The sequence below is a fragment of the Leuconostoc palmae genome (assembly GCF_019656075.1).
GTDB lineage: Bacteria > Bacillota > Bacilli > Lactobacillales > Lactobacillaceae > Leuconostoc > Leuconostoc palmae.
In genome coordinates, this window is record NZ_BPKZ01000004.1 from 13,936 (window position 1) to 30,349 (window position 16,414).

Annotated in this window: 20 protein-coding genes; all 20 read left to right on the plus strand. The window is 34.1% G+C overall.

Annotated features, from left to right (window positions below):
• The first annotated feature begins 432 nt into the window (after nucleotides 1-432).
• The 20 genes from rihC to K5Q12_RS02870 all read left to right on the plus strand — a co-directional run bounded on the left by rihC (nucleotide 433) and on the right by K5Q12_RS02870 (nucleotide 16,317).
• A complete protein-coding gene (gene rihC / locus K5Q12_RS02775; protein WP_220742199.1) occupies nucleotides 433-1,386 on the plus strand; it encodes a ribonucleoside hydrolase RihC in 954 nt (317 codons plus the stop codon).
• Between the two features lie 75 nt (nucleotides 1,387-1,461).
• A complete protein-coding gene (gene rsmG / locus K5Q12_RS02780; protein WP_220742200.1) occupies nucleotides 1,462-2,181 on the plus strand; it encodes a 16S rRNA (guanine(527)-N(7))-methyltransferase RsmG in 720 nt (239 codons plus the stop codon).
• A gap of 53 nt (nucleotides 2,182-2,234) precedes the next feature.
• Complete coding sequence (locus K5Q12_RS02785) at nucleotides 2,235-2,996, plus strand: ParA family protein (RefSeq protein ID WP_220742201.1); 762 nt, start codon at nucleotides 2,235-2,237, stop codon at nucleotides 2,994-2,996.
• Nucleotides 2,986-3,894 (plus strand): ParB/RepB/Spo0J family partition protein, encoded by a 909-nt coding sequence (locus tag K5Q12_RS02790; protein ID WP_220742202.1) that lies wholly within the window; start codon nucleotides 2,986-2,988, stop codon nucleotides 3,892-3,894. Before K5Q12_RS02785 ends, K5Q12_RS02790 begins: the two co-directional genes overlap by 11 nt.
• 1 nt (nucleotide 3,895) lies before the next feature.
• On the plus strand, nucleotides 3,896-4,099 hold the full coding sequence (locus tag K5Q12_RS02795) for a DUF951 domain-containing protein (RefSeq protein ID WP_220742203.1): 204 nt from the start codon (nucleotides 3,896-3,898) through the stop codon (nucleotides 4,097-4,099).
• 72 nt (nucleotides 4,100-4,171) lie between these two features.
• Nucleotides 4,172-5,272, plus strand: coding sequence for a redox-regulated ATPase YchF (gene ychF / locus K5Q12_RS02800; protein ID WP_220742204.1), 1,101 nt, complete (start codon nucleotides 4,172-4,174; stop codon nucleotides 5,270-5,272).
• Between the two features lie 49 nt (nucleotides 5,273-5,321).
• Nucleotides 5,322-6,023 carry a DUF1129 domain-containing protein gene (locus K5Q12_RS02805; RefSeq protein WP_220742205.1) on the plus strand — a complete coding sequence of 234 codons (702 nt, stop codon included), beginning with the start codon at nucleotides 5,322-5,324 and terminating at the stop codon, nucleotides 6,021-6,023.
• Nucleotides 6,024-6,035: 12 nt separating this feature from the next.
• Complete coding sequence (locus K5Q12_RS02810) at nucleotides 6,036-6,725, plus strand: response regulator (protein WP_220742206.1); 690 nt, start codon at nucleotides 6,036-6,038, stop codon at nucleotides 6,723-6,725.
• Nucleotides 6,725-7,810, plus strand: a complete 1,086-nt coding sequence (locus K5Q12_RS02815) for a sensor histidine kinase (RefSeq protein WP_220742207.1) — start codon at nucleotides 6,725-6,727, stop codon at nucleotides 7,808-7,810. Before K5Q12_RS02810 ends, K5Q12_RS02815 begins: the two co-directional genes overlap by 1 nt.
• A 340-nt stretch (nucleotides 7,811-8,150) precedes the next feature.
• Nucleotides 8,151-8,852, plus strand: coding sequence for a glucosamine-6-phosphate deaminase (locus tag K5Q12_RS02820; RefSeq protein ID WP_220742208.1), 702 nt, complete (start codon nucleotides 8,151-8,153; stop codon nucleotides 8,850-8,852).
• An 81-nt stretch (nucleotides 8,853-8,933) separates the two neighbouring features.
• Complete coding sequence (locus K5Q12_RS02825; RefSeq protein ID WP_220742209.1) at nucleotides 8,934-10,286, plus strand: glucose-6-phosphate isomerase; 1,353 nt, start codon at nucleotides 8,934-8,936, stop codon at nucleotides 10,284-10,286.
• 102 nt (nucleotides 10,287-10,388) lie between these two features.
• Nucleotides 10,389-11,348 carry a competence type IV pilus ATPase ComGA gene (gene comGA, locus K5Q12_RS02830; RefSeq protein WP_220742349.1) on the plus strand — a complete coding sequence of 320 codons (960 nt, stop codon included), beginning with the start codon at nucleotides 10,389-10,391 and terminating at the stop codon, nucleotides 11,346-11,348.
• Complete coding sequence (locus K5Q12_RS02835; protein ID WP_246570471.1) at nucleotides 11,299-12,336, plus strand: type II secretion system F family protein; 1,038 nt, start codon at nucleotides 11,299-11,301, stop codon at nucleotides 12,334-12,336. Before comGA ends, K5Q12_RS02835 begins: the two co-directional genes overlap by 50 nt.
• Nucleotides 12,333-12,653, plus strand: coding sequence for a competence type IV pilus major pilin ComGC (locus K5Q12_RS02840; RefSeq protein ID WP_220742211.1), 321 nt, complete (start codon nucleotides 12,333-12,335; stop codon nucleotides 12,651-12,653). Before K5Q12_RS02835 ends, K5Q12_RS02840 begins: the two co-directional genes overlap by 4 nt.
• Nucleotides 12,637-13,032: a prepilin-type N-terminal cleavage/methylation domain-containing protein gene (locus K5Q12_RS02845; protein WP_220742212.1), complete on the plus strand. Its 396-nt coding sequence runs from the start codon at nucleotides 12,637-12,639 to the stop codon at nucleotides 13,030-13,032. Before K5Q12_RS02840 ends, K5Q12_RS02845 begins: the two co-directional genes overlap by 17 nt.
• Complete coding sequence (locus tag K5Q12_RS02850; protein WP_220742213.1) at nucleotides 13,019-13,219, plus strand: hypothetical protein; 201 nt, start codon at nucleotides 13,019-13,021, stop codon at nucleotides 13,217-13,219. The genes K5Q12_RS02845 and K5Q12_RS02850 overlap by 14 nt, the downstream gene beginning before the upstream one ends.
• Nucleotides 13,203-13,625, plus strand: a complete 423-nt coding sequence (locus tag K5Q12_RS02855; RefSeq protein ID WP_220742214.1) for a ComGF family competence protein — start codon at nucleotides 13,203-13,205, stop codon at nucleotides 13,623-13,625. Before K5Q12_RS02850 ends, K5Q12_RS02855 begins: the two co-directional genes overlap by 17 nt.
• Entirely contained in the window at nucleotides 13,622-13,915 is a 294-nt protein-coding gene (locus tag K5Q12_RS02860) for a hypothetical protein (protein ID WP_220742215.1), read from the plus strand. Before K5Q12_RS02855 ends, K5Q12_RS02860 begins: the two co-directional genes overlap by 4 nt.
• A gap of 31 nt (nucleotides 13,916-13,946) precedes the next feature.
• Nucleotides 13,947-14,957 carry a class I SAM-dependent methyltransferase gene (locus K5Q12_RS02865; RefSeq protein WP_220742216.1) on the plus strand — a complete coding sequence of 337 codons (1,011 nt, stop codon included), beginning with the start codon at nucleotides 13,947-13,949 and terminating at the stop codon, nucleotides 14,955-14,957.
• Between the two features lie 103 nt (nucleotides 14,958-15,060).
• Entirely contained in the window at nucleotides 15,061-16,317 is a 1,257-nt protein-coding gene (locus K5Q12_RS02870) for an acetate/propionate family kinase (RefSeq protein ID WP_220742217.1), read from the plus strand.
• The last annotated feature ends 97 nt before the right edge of the window (nucleotides 16,318-16,414 follow it).

Consider the following 16,414-nt stretch of genomic DNA (forward strand, 5'->3'; position numbering starts at 1 on the left):
ATATGTTATATTTTTGTTAGATATATACTATAACATATAATTTTAAAATCGCATATATAATCACTTATTTCAAGTAATAATGTGTTTTAAATAACGATAAACTGTTATTTTATTCTCATATTGATAAAGGTTTAAACCAATATATTAGTATTTTTATAAAATATTTGTTTGGGCTTATATATCTTTATTCATTATAAAAAAATGTTTTAAATATGATAGATGATTAAATAAAAAATAATTTTAAAAAATAATTAAAAAATTATATTAATAAAATCTTTAGTACAGTATTAACTTAATTAGGCATCAAGTAAACTAATTCGATGATGATCAATGCTGTTTGTTATAATGACATTGAGACAAGGAATGGAGGAATACGTGTTGTTCTTTAATAGCCATATAGTAAACTATCAAAGCCGTATGCGTTTGTGACTAATGACAAAAAAAATACCCATAATTTTTGATACTGATCCTGGAATTGATGATGCAGCAGCACTAACAGTTTTATTAAGTAACAAACAGTTCGATGTTCGCTTAATTACCACTGTGGCTGGTAATGTCTCTGTTGATAAAACAACTGCTAATGCTTTGAAACTTACCCATTTTTTTAATCGTAGAGATGTACCAGTTGCTCAAGGAGCCAAAAAACCATTGGTAAAAGCTTTTAAGGATGCTTCTAATATTCATGGTGTCAATGGTATGCCGGGATACCAATTTGAGGCAACGAATCAGAAACCGTTGTCTCTTAATGCAGTGGAAGCAATCAGAAAAACATTAACTGAAAGTACGGACAAAATCACTATTGTTGCTGTCGGTGCATTTACTAATTTAGCTAAGCTAATTCAGCAGTACCCTGAATCGCTAGAAAAAATAGATCGTGTAGTTGTCATGGGAGGATCCATTGCTGGAGGGAATATGACTTCTGTAGCAGAGTTTAATGTTTATACAGATCCTGATGCAGCTAAAATCCTGTTTGACAGTGGGCTAGATATTACAATGATTGGATTAAATGTAACCCAAAAAGCGCTTTTAACAAATGAATCTATGAACGTATTGTCACATATGAATGAGACGGGTAACATGCTGACACAATTATTTTCTTTTTATGGAGATGGTAATTTGGCTAATGGAAAACCTATGCATGACGTAAACACGTTGTTTTTTCTTTTAGCACCTAATAAATATGTACTGAATGATTATTGGATTGATGTTGTAACTGATGGACCAGCTATTGGTGCCACCGTAGCAGACATTCAATCTTTCGATCATCAAAGCACAAATATACACGTTGCAACTGATGTTGATTCAGAGGCCTTTAATGCTTGGTATTTGTTAGAAATTGCCAAAATTACTGATACAGCAGTGAATGCTGGAAAGGTTGAAAAATAGCGTTTTTTCAGGTATTCTTGTATTAGTTGTAATTAGCGCTTTTTGTGCTGTACAAACTTGAAACGGAGCAAAAAATTGACAATCGACGAGTTTATTTTAGCATTAAAAAACGCTAGCATTTCTTTAACTGAAAAACAAGTTCAACAATTTGAACAATATTTTAATTTACTGATTAAGACCAATGAACATGTTAATTTAACAGCTATAACAGATAAGCAAGAAGTATATCTGAAGCATTTTTATGATTCATTGATATTAGCTCACTATGTTAAGCCATTGCAGAATGAAAGCAAGACACTTATCGATATTGGCACGGGAGCTGGATTTCCATCATTACCTCTAAAAATAGCTTTTCCACAACTTAAAATAGTAATGGTGGATGCTCTTCAAAAACGTGTTAACTTCTTAAAAGAAGTAGTAGAATTGCTAGATTTGTCGAATGTTGATATAGTACACGGTCGCGCCGAAGATATCGGTCAAAACAATAGTTACCGAGAACAGTTTGATTTCGCAACAGCAAGAGCTGTAGCACGGACAAGTGTTTTGGCGGAATATACATTACCATTTGTCAAATTGGGTGGCGAATTTTTAGTAATGAAAGGCGCTGCTGCTGAACAAGAGTTGGCCGACAGTAAGAAAGCGTTAGCCACACTTGGTGGATCATTAGTAAAATCATTCGATTTTAAGTTGCCAAACGGTGATCAACGATATATTCAAATTGTTAGCAAAGTTACACATACACCAAAAAAGTATCCACGCCAAGCGGGAACACCCAGTAAAAAGCCCATTCAATAAAGAGATAAAAAATCTATAGTCAGTTAGATTGATAGAAAGGATCCCAACAGCTTATGGCACAAATTATTGCATTAGCTAATCAAAAAGGTGGTGTTGGTAAAACAACGACCAGTATTAATTTAGGTGCGGCACTTGCTCAATCAGGGAAGCGTGTCTTGTTGATAGATATTGATGCACAAGGAAATGCAACAAGTGGTTCTGGTATTGATAAGTCAGAATTAGAACAAGACAGTTATGATGTCATTGTTGACGGCAGTCCAATTAAAGAAGTTATCGTGCCAACTGATAACTATGATTTATTACCAGCTACAATTCAGTTGTCAGGGGCAGAAATCGAGTTAGCTAATAAAGATCAACGCGAGTATCGCTTAAAAAAGGCATTAGATGAAGTTTCTGAAGACTATGATTTTATATTAATTGATAATCCACCAGCCCTTGGTTTGCTAACAGTAAACGCCTTTACTGCTGCAGATGCAATTCTGATTCCTGTACAAACTGAATTCTATGCTTTAGAAGGTCTAGGTCAATTACTCAATACAATAGAATTAGTACGACAACAGTTTAATGATGGTTTAGCCATCGCAGGTATTTTGTTAACGATGTACGATGGGAGAACTAATTTAGCCAAACAAGTTTCTGAAGAAGTAAGGAACTACTTTAGTGACAAAGTATACGATACAGTCATTCCTCGTACAGTAAGATTAAGTGAGGCACCTTCTTATGGACAGGCAATTATTGACTTCGATCCAAGATCTACTGGCGCAAAAGTTTATACAGATCTCGCAGAGGAGGTTTTGAAACAATATGGTAAGTAAAAAAGGTGGATTAGGGAAAGGGCTTGGCGGATTATTTAATGCTAATAGTGTCACTGAAGAAGCACTGGAACACACTAAAAATGTAATAAAAACCCCTGCATCTTTTGAAAGCGTTACTAAAATTAGCTTAGCTGATATTGCAGCTAATCCATTTCAACCAAGACACCATTTTGATAATGATAAATTAAAAGAATTGGCCAATTCTATTATAGAAAATGGTATTCTAACACCTATCATTGTGCGAAAGCATGACAAAGGCTATCAAATCGTCGCTGGGGAAAGACGTGTCAGGGCATCTAAATTAGCTAAACAATCAACGATAACTGCGATTATTCGAGAAGTAGATGATAATACCATGGCAGCGGTTGCATTAGTAGAAAATTTGCAACGAGATGAATTAGATGCAATTGAAGAAGCCACTGCGTATGAAGCGTTAATGTCTCAACTGGGATTGACTCAAGTTGAATTAGCTAAAAAAGTTGGTAAAGAAAGAACAACGGTTGCAAATGCCATTAGGCTGTTGAAATTACCTGAAACTGTTCAAAATATGGTTCGAAATGGTAATTTATCTATGGGTCAGGCGCGTGCAATTTTAGGTTTAAAAGATAAAAAGCGAATTGAATCAGTTGCTCATACAGTTATTAAGCGTCAACTTAGCGTACGACAAGTTGAGTCTTTAGTGAAACAATTAAATATAGGTAGTATTGAAAGTCATCATCAGGTTAATCAACAAATTTCGCCATATGTAAGAGCACTTTCGACTCAACTTGAGGAAAAATTTGGTACTAAAGTTAAAGTTAACACGAGCGATAAAGGTACTGGTAAAATTGAAATTAATTATGTTTCCAATGAAGATTTGGAGCGTATCTTAAACATACTTGAAATAGAGGTTGATTAGTATGGTTGAACCATTGGCGTATGAATTACATGATATTGTCGAAATGAAAAAGCCACATGCTTGTGGTGAAAATTCTTGGGAAATTAAACGTATTGGTGCTGATATAAAGTTGTCTTGTACAAATTGTGGCCGAAGTATCATGATGTCAAGGTTTGACTTTAATAAGCGACTTAAAAGAGTTATTATTTCTAAAAATAGTAACTGACTTAAGTTATTAATTTATTATAAAGAAAGGAGGATGTGATGTTGAATCATAGTAGCATCACATACCTAAATTATGTCACTAACTGCTGGAATCGTAGGTCTACCCAATGTCGGCAAATCAACATTATTTAACGCAATAACCAAAGCTGGAGCGGAAATGGCAAATTATCCATTTGCCACTATTGAACCAAACGTTGGTATGGTAGAAGTTCCAGATGACCGTTTGGCTAGAATCCAAGAACTTGTTCCAGCTGATAAACTTATTCCGACTACTTTTGAATTTACTGATATTGCTGGCATTGTAAAGGGTGCATCTAAAGGCGAGGGATTAGGAAATAAATTTTTAGATAATATTCGTCAAGTGAATGCAATTGTTCATGTAGTGAGAGCATTCGACGGAGACGATATTATTCATGTTAATGGCGTGGTGAATCCTTTAGACGATATTGATACAATCAATACTGAGTTAATATTGGCTGATCTTGAAACTATAGATAAAAGATATTCGAAAGTGGCCCGTGCTGCTAAAGGAGCAGATAAGTCTGCAAAGGCAGAATTTGCAGTTCTAGAGAAAATAAAACCAGTATTAGAGTCAGGCCACTCAGTTCGTACTCTTGAATTTACAGATGAAGAACAAAAAATTGTGAAAAGTTTATTTCTGCTAACAACAAAACCAGTGTTGTATGTTGCTAATATTGCTGAAGATGATATGGCGGCACCAGAACAATCAAAATATTTTAATGATATTAAAGATTTTGCAGCAACTGAAGGTGCTGATGTTATTGCTTTGTCAGCCAGTGCTGAAGAAGAAATAGCACAGCTAGCTGATGAAGATAAGTCTGAATTTTTGGAAATGGCTGGCGTAACAGAACCAGGATTAAACAAACTGATTCGTGCGGCCTATCATTTATTAGATTTACGTACGTTTTTTACTGCAGGTGGTAAGGAAACACGTGCATGGACATTTAAAGCAGGAATGAAAGCACCACAAACTGCAGGAGTTATTCATTCAGACTTTGAGCGTGGTTTTATTAGAGCTGAAACAGTAGCTTTTGCCGATTTAGATGAATTAGGGTCAATGAAGGCCGTAAAAGAAGCTGGTAAACTACGTTCTGAAGGTAAAGAATATGTCGTCAATGATGGCGATATTATCGAATATAGATTTAATGTATAACTAAAATGTAACCAGCCTGGTTACGTACATAATTTTTGAGGAGAGCCCCATGAAAGAAGATAATTTCCAATTAACTAAAAAGAATGAAGATTTTATATTTCGATTTAAGAAAATATTGGCTCAAGACAGCAAATTAACAGCTGAACAATTAGAAGATATTACAGAAGATGTTAGTACGCAACTGCGTGAAGCACAAGGGACAGGTGTAACAGCTACCCAAATTTTTGGAACACCCACGCAAGCAGCGCAAAAATATTTAGACCCAAAAGTAACAGCTAAAAAGTTACATGACTACAAGTTTTGGGTATTGTCTTTAGATACATCGCTGGTTATCTTCATATTATTTAGTGCTGTTTTTGGATTGTCATTATTTTTTGCAAAACAACAAACTAATCAAGGAGCGGGCATTGTATCTTTGCTACTAATATCAATTCTAGGGGGATCTATCTACACTAACATTGTTTTAAAGCTGACACCCAATCCAAAATTGTCACAAGACCCATCTTCAACAAAACGGTGGCTATATTTAGCTGGAGCTGTCATAGCCTGGCTAGTTGGTTTCTTAGTATTGGGGATGCTTCCAACGGTTATTAATCCAACCTTACCTTCAATTGCCTACATCATTTTAGCAATTGTTGCCTATGGTGTTTTCAAATGGAATCGCAAACAAGCAGGATTAAAAGGCGGATTCTTTGCGATTAGTCAATTATCACAGCAAGCACGGTTAGATGCCACAAAAAATAAAAAATAGGAGAGCCTTGCCATGAAAATCCTAGTTGTAGATGATGATCTTGAAATTGCCGAGTTACTGGAAATCTATTTAAAAAATGAAGGATATGATCCAATCATGGCTTCTGATGGCAAAGAAGCAATATCTAAATTACATACCAATCCAGATATTGCCTTAATGGTCTTAGATGTGATGATGCCTAACATGAACGGTCTTGAAGTAGTCAAGGTTGTCCGAAAAGATAGTCGAATTCCCATCTTGATGTTGTCTGCAAAATCAGGTGACATGGACAAAATACAAGGTCTTATTACGGGTGCTGATGACTACGTGACGAAACCATTTAACCCTCTTGAGGTTATGGCACGTATTCGCTCATTACTTCGTCGCGCTGAAAACTCAGTGCAAGATCAAACGCCAGATGTATTAGACATTGGATCGTTAGTTATTAACAAAGATAGTCATGAAGTTAAAACTTCTAGTGGAGATATTGTTAACTTAACAGCGTTAGAATTTGGTATTTTATATTTATTGGCTTCTCATCCTAATCGCGTTTTTTCAGCTGATGATATTTTTGAGCGTGTTTGGCAACAAGAATCAGTTGTTTCAGCTAAAACAGTTATGGTTCATGTGTCACATTTGAGAGATAAAATAGAAGAAGCCACTAATGGTGATCAAGTTATTCAAACGGTATGGGGTGTCGGCTATAAAATAGAAGTGAACTGATGAAAAAATTAGTTGAGATTCAAAAGCACAATCGCATAACACTATATTATGCGGTAATGACATTATTGTTATTACTGCTTTTTAGTTGGTTTATTATTACGATACCTGTGCAGAGAGTAAGTAGTTATTTATCTGAGCAACTAATTATAATTGGTAAACTTGTAGTATTACTCATTGGAAATGCTTTGATTATAGTTTGGCAGTTTATTAGATGGCGTCAGGAGAAAAGCTTAGTACACTTAATTCGTGAAATGCGAAAAATTGCTAGTGAAAACTCCGATAGATTAATAGATTGGCAGGCTCCATATGCGCCTAAAACACAAGCTTTAATAGACGTATCTAATAAAATTGCTAAAAATACCCGTAAAATTAGAGAAGAAGAACGTGAAAGTGAGCGTTCTAAAGATGAAATGATCACTAATATTTCACATGATTTGCGCACACCTTTAACCGCAATTATCGGGTATCTTGGATTAGTAGAGATGAACGGACAATCGCTATCCGAACATGATCGTTCTAAGTATATTCACACAGCTTACGACAAGTCTAATCAGATGAAAGTATTGGTCGAAGATTTGTTTGAGTTTTCAAAAACGCAGGCACACAATGCAACACTAAATTTGACGATGTTAAGTTTAGGTGATTTATTTGCTCAATTACTTGCTAGCTATGCAATTGAAGCTCAAGAACATAAAATTCAAATGATGCAACTGACCAATCCAGATTTAATCATTCTAGAAGCAGATTCTGATAAATTAGCGCGTGTGTTCATTAATCTAATTACAAATGCTTTTAAATATGGTTCAGGGGCAACATTTATCAAACTGACAGCGCAAGTTAAAGATAGCATGGTAGAAATTAAAGTGATTAATGATGGTTTACGAATTCCTAAAGAAGCTTTAACTGACATTTTTGATCGATTCTATCGCGTGGAAAGTTCTAGAAACAGCCAAACTGGTGGAACAGGATTGGGTTTGGCGATTGTTAAAGGAATCATTAATCAGCATGGTGGTTCTGTCAGTGCAACGTCAGATGATCAATTAACAGTTTTTAAAATATTGATGCCACTGAAGCAAAAAGTCTAGGAGAAAAAATGCAGCGGGCCAAAATAATATAGTCAGTTGACGCTCAATTAAAAATGGTAAATTGAATTGTAATGATGATGTACCAATTACTTGAAAAGCTGAGTGTATTTCTAATACACAAAAAGAATCACGATGTATTGTTTGATAAACCACTCAGAGTAATGGGCAAGCTATTTGCTGTGTTAAAATATGACATCATTTATTTGATTGTTAAAAAAGATTTCTGTCATTTAGTGGTAGAAATCTTTTTTACATAAAATATTCTATCCAAATTGATTAATATATGTTATTATATTGGTATAGACCATATTGGTATAGACCAAAATCAGGAGATGTCATCATGAAAATTATCAAAGTTGAAAATCCATCTATTGGTGCAAATTGTGCATTTGAGATTTATCGAGTTGCATTATCCCAAGGGGCTAATGTTTTTGGATTAGCCACTGGTTCAACGCCAATTGAACTGTATAAGAGATTTGTTGAGAGTGATTTAGACTTTTCAAATAGTACCGCTATAAATCTAGACGAGTATCTCGGATTATCAGGAGATGATAAGCAAAGTTATCGTTATTTTATGAATCAAAACCTGTTTAATAGCAAAACATTTAAAGCTTCTTTTGTGCCTGATGGAACAAATCCTGACCATAATGCTGCAACAAAATCATACGATCAAATTATTCAAGAAAATCCAATTGATATTCAATTGTTGGGATTAGGCAGAAATGGACATATTGGATTTAACGAGCCGGGTACACCATTTGATACGACGACACATATTGTTGATTTAACGCAGTCAACCATTGATGCCAATGCTCGTTTTTTTGAAAAAGAATCATATGTACCAACTCAAGCTATTTCTATGGGAATTGCTTCAGTTATGAGTGCCCAAAAAATCCTGTTAATGGCATTTGGAAAAGAAAAAGCTGAGGCTGTGGCAAAGATGGTTCATGGACCAATTACGGAGGATTTGCCAGCCTCAGTACTTCAACGTCATAATGATGTTACAATTATTATTGATAACGCAGCTGCAACAAATTTGTGATAAAATAAATTTGTAAGCGCTTAACAAATTCAAAGGAGGAACTGTAATACAGCTTTTAAAGTGTGTTACTCAACAAAAGTTATGGCACATATCACATTTAATACAAAAAATATTGAAAATTTCGTGGCGGATCATGAATTAGCAGAAATGCAACCATTAATTACAATGGCTGATCAACAACTGCGCAACCGCACAGGAGCAGGGGCAGATTATTCTGATTGGATTACACTACCAACTGATTATGATAAAGATGAGTTTTCACGTATTCAGAAGGCAGCAAAACAAATTATGTCTGACTCAAAAGTTTTGGTTGTCATTGGAATTGGTGGATCATATCTCGGAGCCAAAATGGCAGTTGATTTTCTAAATCCTATGTTCAATAATGAGTTGCCAGAACGTGATCGTCAAGGTGTCAAGGTATACTTTGCAGGGAATTCAACGTCTGCTTCTTATTTGAATGATTTAGTACGTGTGATTGGTGACCAAGACTTCTCTGTTAACGTTATTTCTAAGTCGGGAACAACAACAGAACCATCAATTGCTTTCCGAGTGTTCAAACAACTTTTGGAAAAAAAGTATGGTACTGCTGACGCTAAGAAGCGTATCTATGCAACTACGGATGCTAATCGTGGTGCATTGCACGATGAGTCTGTGGCAGAAGGATATGAAATGTTTACTATTCCGGATGGTGTTGGTGGACGTTTCTCTGTATTAACAGCTGTTGGTTTGTTACCAATTGCAGCTAGTGGTGCTGATATTCAAGCTTTGATGGATGGTGCTCATGACGCACAAGTTGAATATTCGGAAGCAGACATTACTAAAAATGAAGCCTACAAATATGCGGCAACACGTAGAATTCTTTATGATAAGGGATATACTACTGAATTGCTAATCAATTGGGAACCTTCTATGCAATATTTGTCAGAATGGTGGAAACAATTGATGGGTGAATCAGAAGGCAAGAATCAAAAGGGAATTTATCCATCATCAGCTAACTATTCAACAGATCTTCACTCTCTTGGACAATACATACAAGAAGGTCGTAGAGACTTGTTTGAAACAGTAGTCAAGTTGGACTCCCCAGTCTCTAATTTAGATTTGCCACATGAAGAAGGGAATAATGACGGTCTTCAGTATTTAGAAGGAATTACAATTGACGAAGTTAATACAAAAGCATCACAGGGTGTCACTTTAGCTCACGTTGATGGTGGTGTGCCAAACTTAGCTTTGCATCTACCTGCACAAGATGCGTACACTTTGGGCTATATGATTTATTTCTTTGAAATGGCTGTAGGCGCATCAGGCTACACATTTGGTATCAATCCTTTTAATCAACCTGGTGTTGAAGCGTACAAAACAGCTATGTTTGCATTATTGGGTAAGCCTGGTTATGAAGAACAAACTAAAGATTTCAGAGCGCGTTTAGGGGAATAAGGGTATTGTCTAAAAAAAGTTATTTACGAAAAAATCGTAAATAACTTTTTTTGTGTGCATATTTATCATTGATCGTAATATGTAGTGTAGAGAGGAGTAATGATGGAAAAAATAATTAATCAAGCAATTGCTCTTTTTGTGAATGATGTATATGTTATTCCCAAAAATACAGATACATACAATATCAAATATCATTTAGATGGGCAAACAAAAGTTTTTACAGAGCTATCAAGTGATGAAGCTCAGATTTTAATATCAAAAATAAAATACCGTGCAAAAATGAACATTTCGGAACGTCGAAGGCCACAGATTGGCCGTTTTGATTATCAAAATATATGGATAAGAGTCTCAACTGTTAGTAACTTTTTAAATCAAGAAACACTAGTTTTACGAATTATTTATTCGAATCAATGCCAGCAAAATTGGATAATGCCTAAACAAATACAGATAATTCAAGAAAGTTTGCCTAGTTCAGGTTTAGTGGTTATTGCTGGGCCAACTGGTTCTGGCAAAACAACGACACTCTATCATATGCTTCAAAAACTTTCTGATAGCAAACTCATATTGACCATTGAAGATCCTGTTGAGATACAAGAACCAAATTTTGTACAATTACAGGTTAATGAAGAAGCACAAATGACCTATGACGATTTAATTAAGGTGGCATTACGACATAGACCAGAAGTATTACTTATAGGAGAAATCAGGGATAAGAAAACAGCTCAGGCAGCAATTAGGGCTGCTTTAAGTGGTCATCTAGTGCTGTCAACGATACATGCAATGTCAGCCAGAGATGTTGTTATGCGATTATTAGATTTGGGTGTTGATAAAAGCCAATTGCTTTTATCTTTAAATGGCACAGTGTATCAAAGATTGCTACCAACAAAAAAGAATCAACAAGGTGCTCTAATAGATTATTTATCTAAAGAGCAAGTGAATACAATTTTTTCAGAGAGAAATATGTCAAAGTTTTCGGATTTTTGGCATAATGGGCTAAATTATGGTATTGAACATGAAATTATTTCAAACAAAACATTTGAAAAATTCAAAAATCTTGAATAAAAAGCAACAGGTCATTTTTTTTCAAGAAATGGGAGAGTTACTGCAATCAGGATATAGTTTATCCGAAAGTATAGAAGTTCTCACTTACGCACATCGTGACTGGTCTGATACTTTACAAGAAATTGATGAGAAATTATGTTCTGGCTATTTATTTTATCGTTGTCTTGCTAATTTTGTTGCACCAGATATTCTACTACAACTCAAATTGTCCCAAAATCACGGTAATTTGCCCGAAACTTTAATACAAATTGGAAGGTCATTAGGTGAGATTCAAAGACATCAAAATAAAATTAAACAAATTATGAAATATCCATTACTATTGTTTGTTATTTTATCTGGTATGTTATTAGGGATTAAGTTTTTTTTATATCCGATATTAGAGCAATGGCATACAGGAGTTAGTCATGACTTTTTGAGTATTTCTTATAGTTTCAAAATAGTCATAATTTTACTGGGATTTTTATTAATCACTTGTATTTTTTTATGGCAACATTTGAATACAAGACAACAACTATTCTTAATGATCAAAATACCAGTAGTTGGTAAAATTATTCAAACGATGATTACATATCATATTTCACAACAGTTGTCGTCGTTATTATCTAGCGGATTACAGCTATCAGAAGTATTAGATGAATTGGTGGAGGACACTAAACATAGTCATTTACCCAAAATTCCTGTTGCAATAATTTGGCATGCGCAATCGTATTTGAAGAAAGGGTATCCAGTGGAAAAATACATTTTAGAACAACCTTATATTAATAAATCACTTGCAGGCTATTTTAGTAGAGGGCATAGTTCTAGATTAGTTGCGAAACATCTATCTTATTTTAGTAAAACACAATTTAACTTATTAATTCAAAAAATTGATACATTAATTAACATTATACAACCAGTCTGTTTTGGCGTGATTGGATTATCCATTATAGGTGTATATCTATCAATGTTATTACCGATGTACCAGAGTATAGGAGGATTATATCAATGACAAAAAAGTTGTTCAACCGATCAAAACTTAAGGCATTCACACTGATAGAAGCAGCGATAGTGCTGTTTATCATTAGTTTACTGATGTTACTTGTTCTGCCGAACTTGAATGTTCAAAGAAAAAAGGCGATGGAAACACATAAAACGGCAATGATAGCTACTGTTCAAAGTCAAGTTGATATGTATGTTAATATGTTTCCTGAAAAAAAGAATGTTACAGTAGACGATCTTCATAGTAGCGGCTATTTGACAGAAAGACAAGTTGAAAAAATTAAAGAACTTAATATTTCAGTGACAAACAATGAAGCGCACCAGTAAAGGCTATACATTAATGGAATCAATAATTGTTTTAAGTATAATTAGCTCAATTTTATTATTTAGCTTTGGTAATTATGCGAAGAGATCTAATGAAATTAAAGTATGGGAAAATGTTTTTAAATCACATTGGCAAAATGTAAGGTTATCCACTCAACAAAGTCAACAACGTACAAGAATTCATTTTAAGAAACAGTATATAGAAACACCTAATAAAAAAATTCCTTATCCAAAAGGATATTATGCAAGTAAAGATCAAAGCATTGATATATTAACAACAGGGTATGTTGCGCCGACAACTATTAAGCTGACAAATGGTAAAAAAATCCTTAAAATAATTTTCAGTTTTGGTGGTGGAGAATATCGGATTGAAAACTCGTAAGCAAGCCTTTATCTTAATTGAGGCAATATTATCTCTTATGATGATCACAACTGTAATTATTTTTGAACATGAGCAATTGGTTATGTTCAAAAAGCAAGAAAAAATTTTGAAGTCACAATATAATAAAGCAATTATAGAAAGAGAAAAAGCAATGGCGTTATGGCAAGACTATGTTTACGAAAAATAGATTAGGCTTTACGCTTTTAGAATCGGTTATCACATTATTTGTTATATCACTAATAATTGTTGCTTTACAAACTTGCATGCCAATGTTTAGTAACTATGTTAAAGTGTCTAACGATATCACGTTTCATACCATATTGCACCAAATTGAATCACAAAATTATAAGTTACTAAATACTAGTCAAAATAATTTGAGTTTGGAAAGTAAGGATGGCAAAATAATGACTTTACTTGTAGAGAAGGAAAAATTGAAGATAAAATCAGAACAAACAGGTCAAATTATTTTAATGGAGCATGTTCGTCATTTAAACATTGAAGATAAAAAGTATTGTCTGCGTTTGGTATTACAGGATAGCGGAGGAGAAACATTAGAAGGTCTTTTATTTTTAAAACAGAAAGTATCAAAATGAAAAGATTTAAAGCATCTATCTTTGTTTCAACAGTTCTTTTTCTAAGTATGTTAGGAGTTGGTGTAGTAGCACAAAGCTATGTATTATATACTCAATTGTCTTCGAGGGAAAAAATGATAGTTGCAATGCAATTAGATAGGATTCAAATCGAAGCGAGTTTGTATTATCATAAACACAAAAAGTTGGAACAACAAGTTAATGGAAATCATGTTGAAATTGCGAACAATAATATGACAATTCATTTAAAGTCTAAAAGTTACAGACGAAGTGTATTAGTATACGATCCTTGATATTGTATCTTAGAAAAGCTAAAATTATCATATGACACAAGAAAAAATAGCATACTATTTCGACCAAATAACAACTTTAAATAAAAAGTTATCAGAAACACTGAAAATTAGTGAGACAGAGGCTTTAATTGAATCAATTGATATATTAAATGGTTTAGAACCTGACAATATGTTTGATGAGCAATCAAAATTAATCGCTAACAACTTGCAAAGCTTATCACATCGGCTTAATGCTGACATAATATCAACGTCAGAATTAAGAAAATTAATGCAGTTAGTCATATTACAGGTGAATAAGAACGATAACGTAGAAGCCAACAAGCAGATAACCCCTGATGGTATTGGCTATTTGTTGGCCGATTTTTTAGTACAAACGGCTGATTTGCAAGATAATGATACGTTACTCGATTTAACAGTAGGAACGGGTAATTTACTCAATACAGTTAATGATGTTTTAGAGATGAATAAAATTCATGTTAAACGTGTAGGAGTTGACAGTGATGAGTCTCAGATAGCGACAGCTGTAGGCGTGGATGCCATGATAAATAAAAAACCAGCAGTATTCTATCATGATGATGTGATTCATTTTGACGAACAAATACAAGCAAAAGCAATTATTGCTGATTTACCAGTAGGGTATTACCCATTAGAAATAAATGATGATTATCAAACTAAGGTGGAAGATGGCTTGTCTTATAGCCATTATTTGATGATAGAACGAAGTCTGAACTTTCTGGATGATAATGGGTGGGCTTATTTTATTGTACCAGCTTCAATGTTGACGGGCGAAAACGCTACTAACATATTAAAATTTATTGCAACACAAACTAGAATGAGAGCATTTTTGAGATTACCAAGTAGTTTTTTTAAAGACCCACGAGCCGCTAAAGCCATTCTAGTAATACAGAAAAAAGATGCCAAACCAACTAGCGAAGTACTAATGGGAGAATATCCAAACTTGAAAGACATTGCAACATTGAAAAAATTTTTGCAAGATATTAAAGCTTGGGTTACACTAATTAAAGAAAATGGTAAAGCATAAATTATAATAATGCCTGAAAATATTAGGGCAATAGTGAGATATTTTCCTAAATTTTTAAGCATTAATATGATGTGGTTTAAGAAAGATAGGTAAAAATCAAATCATGGCTAAAACAATGGCTGTTAACGCTGGAAGTTCATCTCTGAAGTTTCAACTATTAGAGATGCCTCAAGAGCAAGTAATTGCCCAAGGAGTTATTGAAAGAATCGGAATGAATGATGCGATTGTCACAATCAAGTACAATGCTAAATCTGGTATTGTAAGTGAATTGGAACAAGGTGATGATAAGGAGCATACTTCACTCTCTAAAAACGGTTCAGAACTAAAATATGAAAATGTTCTTCCTATAGGTGATCACGAACAAGCTATTAATTATATGCTTCAGAAACTAACTGACTTGAATATCATTAGTGAATTTAAAGAAATTACTGGTGTTGGACATAGAGTAGTAGCTGGTGGTGAATGGTTTAATCATTCCGTTGTTGTTACAGACTCTGTTTTAGAAAAAATTGATAGATTAGCAGATTATGCACCACTGCATAATCCTGCCAATGCTATGGGTATTAGAGCATTTCAACGCTTATTGCCTAATGCTTTATCTGTTGCAGTATTTGATACATCATTTCATCAAACAATGCCAAAATCAAATTATTTATATCCTTTACCTTATCAATATTACACGAGATATGGTGCTAGAAAATATGGCGCTCATGGTACATCACATAGATATGTATCATTACGAGCATCTGAATTACTGGGAAAGCCATTAGCTTCACTGAAACTGATTACACTACATTTAGGTGCTGGAGCATCTATTACGGCTGTCCAAAATGGAAAGTCATTAGATACCTCAATGGGATTTTCTCCACTTGCTGGTGTTGCAATGGCAACCAGAACGGGGGATGTAGATCCTTCCCTAGTTTATTATATCCAAGAACGTGAAAATCTTTCTAATGAAGAAATGTTAAATATTTTAAATAAAAAATCAGGATTACTAGGTGTTTCAACAATTTCTTCTGATATGCGTGATTTACTCGAAGTAGAGGAAACAAATGATCATGCAAAATTAGCAATTGATATTTTTATTAACCGTATCGTTAAGTATGTTGGTCAGTATGTAGCTGAAATGAACGGTGTCGATGCACTCGTCTTTACAGCAGGAATCGGTGAAAACTCAGCACCTATTAGGCAAAGAATAATAGACAAATTGAGTTATTTTGGTGTTAAACTAGATCCTGTCGCTAATAATAAGCGTGGGGACGAAATAGAAATATCAACTAAGGATTCCAATGTTAAGGCATTGTTAATACCTACAAACGAGGAATTGATGATTGCTCGTGATGTTGAAGAACTTAAGTAATCTCTTCTTAATCTATCTTATAAATAAATATGATAAAATATTACAGGTCGACTCATATGTTTTTGTGAGTCGGCCTGTAATTATAACGTTATATTTA

Excerpts from the sequence above, each read along its gene's own strand:
- rihC (WP_220742199.1), top strand. The coding sequence starts at position 433 with ATGACAAAAAAAATACCCATAATTTTTGATACTGATCCTGGAATTGAT.
- K5Q12_RS02785 (WP_220742201.1), top strand. The coding sequence starts at position 2,235 with ATGGCACAAATTATTGCATTAGCTAATCAAAAAGGTGGTGTTGGTAAA.
- K5Q12_RS02790 (WP_220742202.1), top strand. The coding sequence starts at position 2,986 with ATGGTAAGTAAAAAAGGTGGATTAGGGAAAGGGCTTGGCGGATTATTT.
- K5Q12_RS02795 (WP_220742203.1), top strand. The coding sequence starts at position 3,896 with ATGGTTGAACCATTGGCGTATGAATTACATGATATTGTCGAAATGAAA.
- ychF (WP_220742204.1), top strand. The coding sequence starts at position 4,172 with ATGTCACTAACTGCTGGAATCGTAGGTCTACCCAATGTCGGCAAATCA.
- K5Q12_RS02805 (WP_220742205.1), top strand. The coding sequence starts at position 5,322 with ATGAAAGAAGATAATTTCCAATTAACTAAAAAGAATGAAGATTTTATA.
- K5Q12_RS02810 (WP_220742206.1), top strand. The coding sequence starts at position 6,036 with ATGAAAATCCTAGTTGTAGATGATGATCTTGAAATTGCCGAGTTACTG.
- K5Q12_RS02815 (WP_220742207.1), top strand. The coding sequence starts at position 6,725 with ATGAAAAAATTAGTTGAGATTCAAAAGCACAATCGCATAACACTATAT.
- K5Q12_RS02820 (WP_220742208.1), top strand. The coding sequence starts at position 8,151 with ATGAAAATTATCAAAGTTGAAAATCCATCTATTGGTGCAAATTGTGCA.
- K5Q12_RS02825 (WP_220742209.1), top strand. The coding sequence starts at position 8,934 with ATGGCACATATCACATTTAATACAAAAAATATTGAAAATTTCGTGGCG.
- comGA (WP_220742349.1), top strand. The coding sequence starts at position 10,389 with ATGGAAAAAATAATTAATCAAGCAATTGCTCTTTTTGTGAATGATGTA.
- K5Q12_RS02835 (WP_246570471.1), top strand. The coding sequence starts at position 11,299 with ATGAAATTATTTCAAACAAAACATTTGAAAAATTCAAAAATCTTGAAT.
- K5Q12_RS02840 (WP_220742211.1), top strand. The coding sequence starts at position 12,333 with ATGACAAAAAAGTTGTTCAACCGATCAAAACTTAAGGCATTCACACTG.
- K5Q12_RS02845 (WP_220742212.1), top strand. The coding sequence starts at position 12,637 with ATGAAGCGCACCAGTAAAGGCTATACATTAATGGAATCAATAATTGTT.
- K5Q12_RS02855 (WP_220742214.1), top strand. The coding sequence starts at position 13,203 with ATGTTTACGAAAAATAGATTAGGCTTTACGCTTTTAGAATCGGTTATC.
- K5Q12_RS02860 (WP_220742215.1), top strand. The coding sequence starts at position 13,622 with ATGAAAAGATTTAAAGCATCTATCTTTGTTTCAACAGTTCTTTTTCTA.
- K5Q12_RS02865 (WP_220742216.1), top strand. The coding sequence starts at position 13,947 with ATGACACAAGAAAAAATAGCATACTATTTCGACCAAATAACAACTTTA.
- K5Q12_RS02870 (WP_220742217.1), top strand. The coding sequence starts at position 15,061 with ATGGCTAAAACAATGGCTGTTAACGCTGGAAGTTCATCTCTGAAGTTT.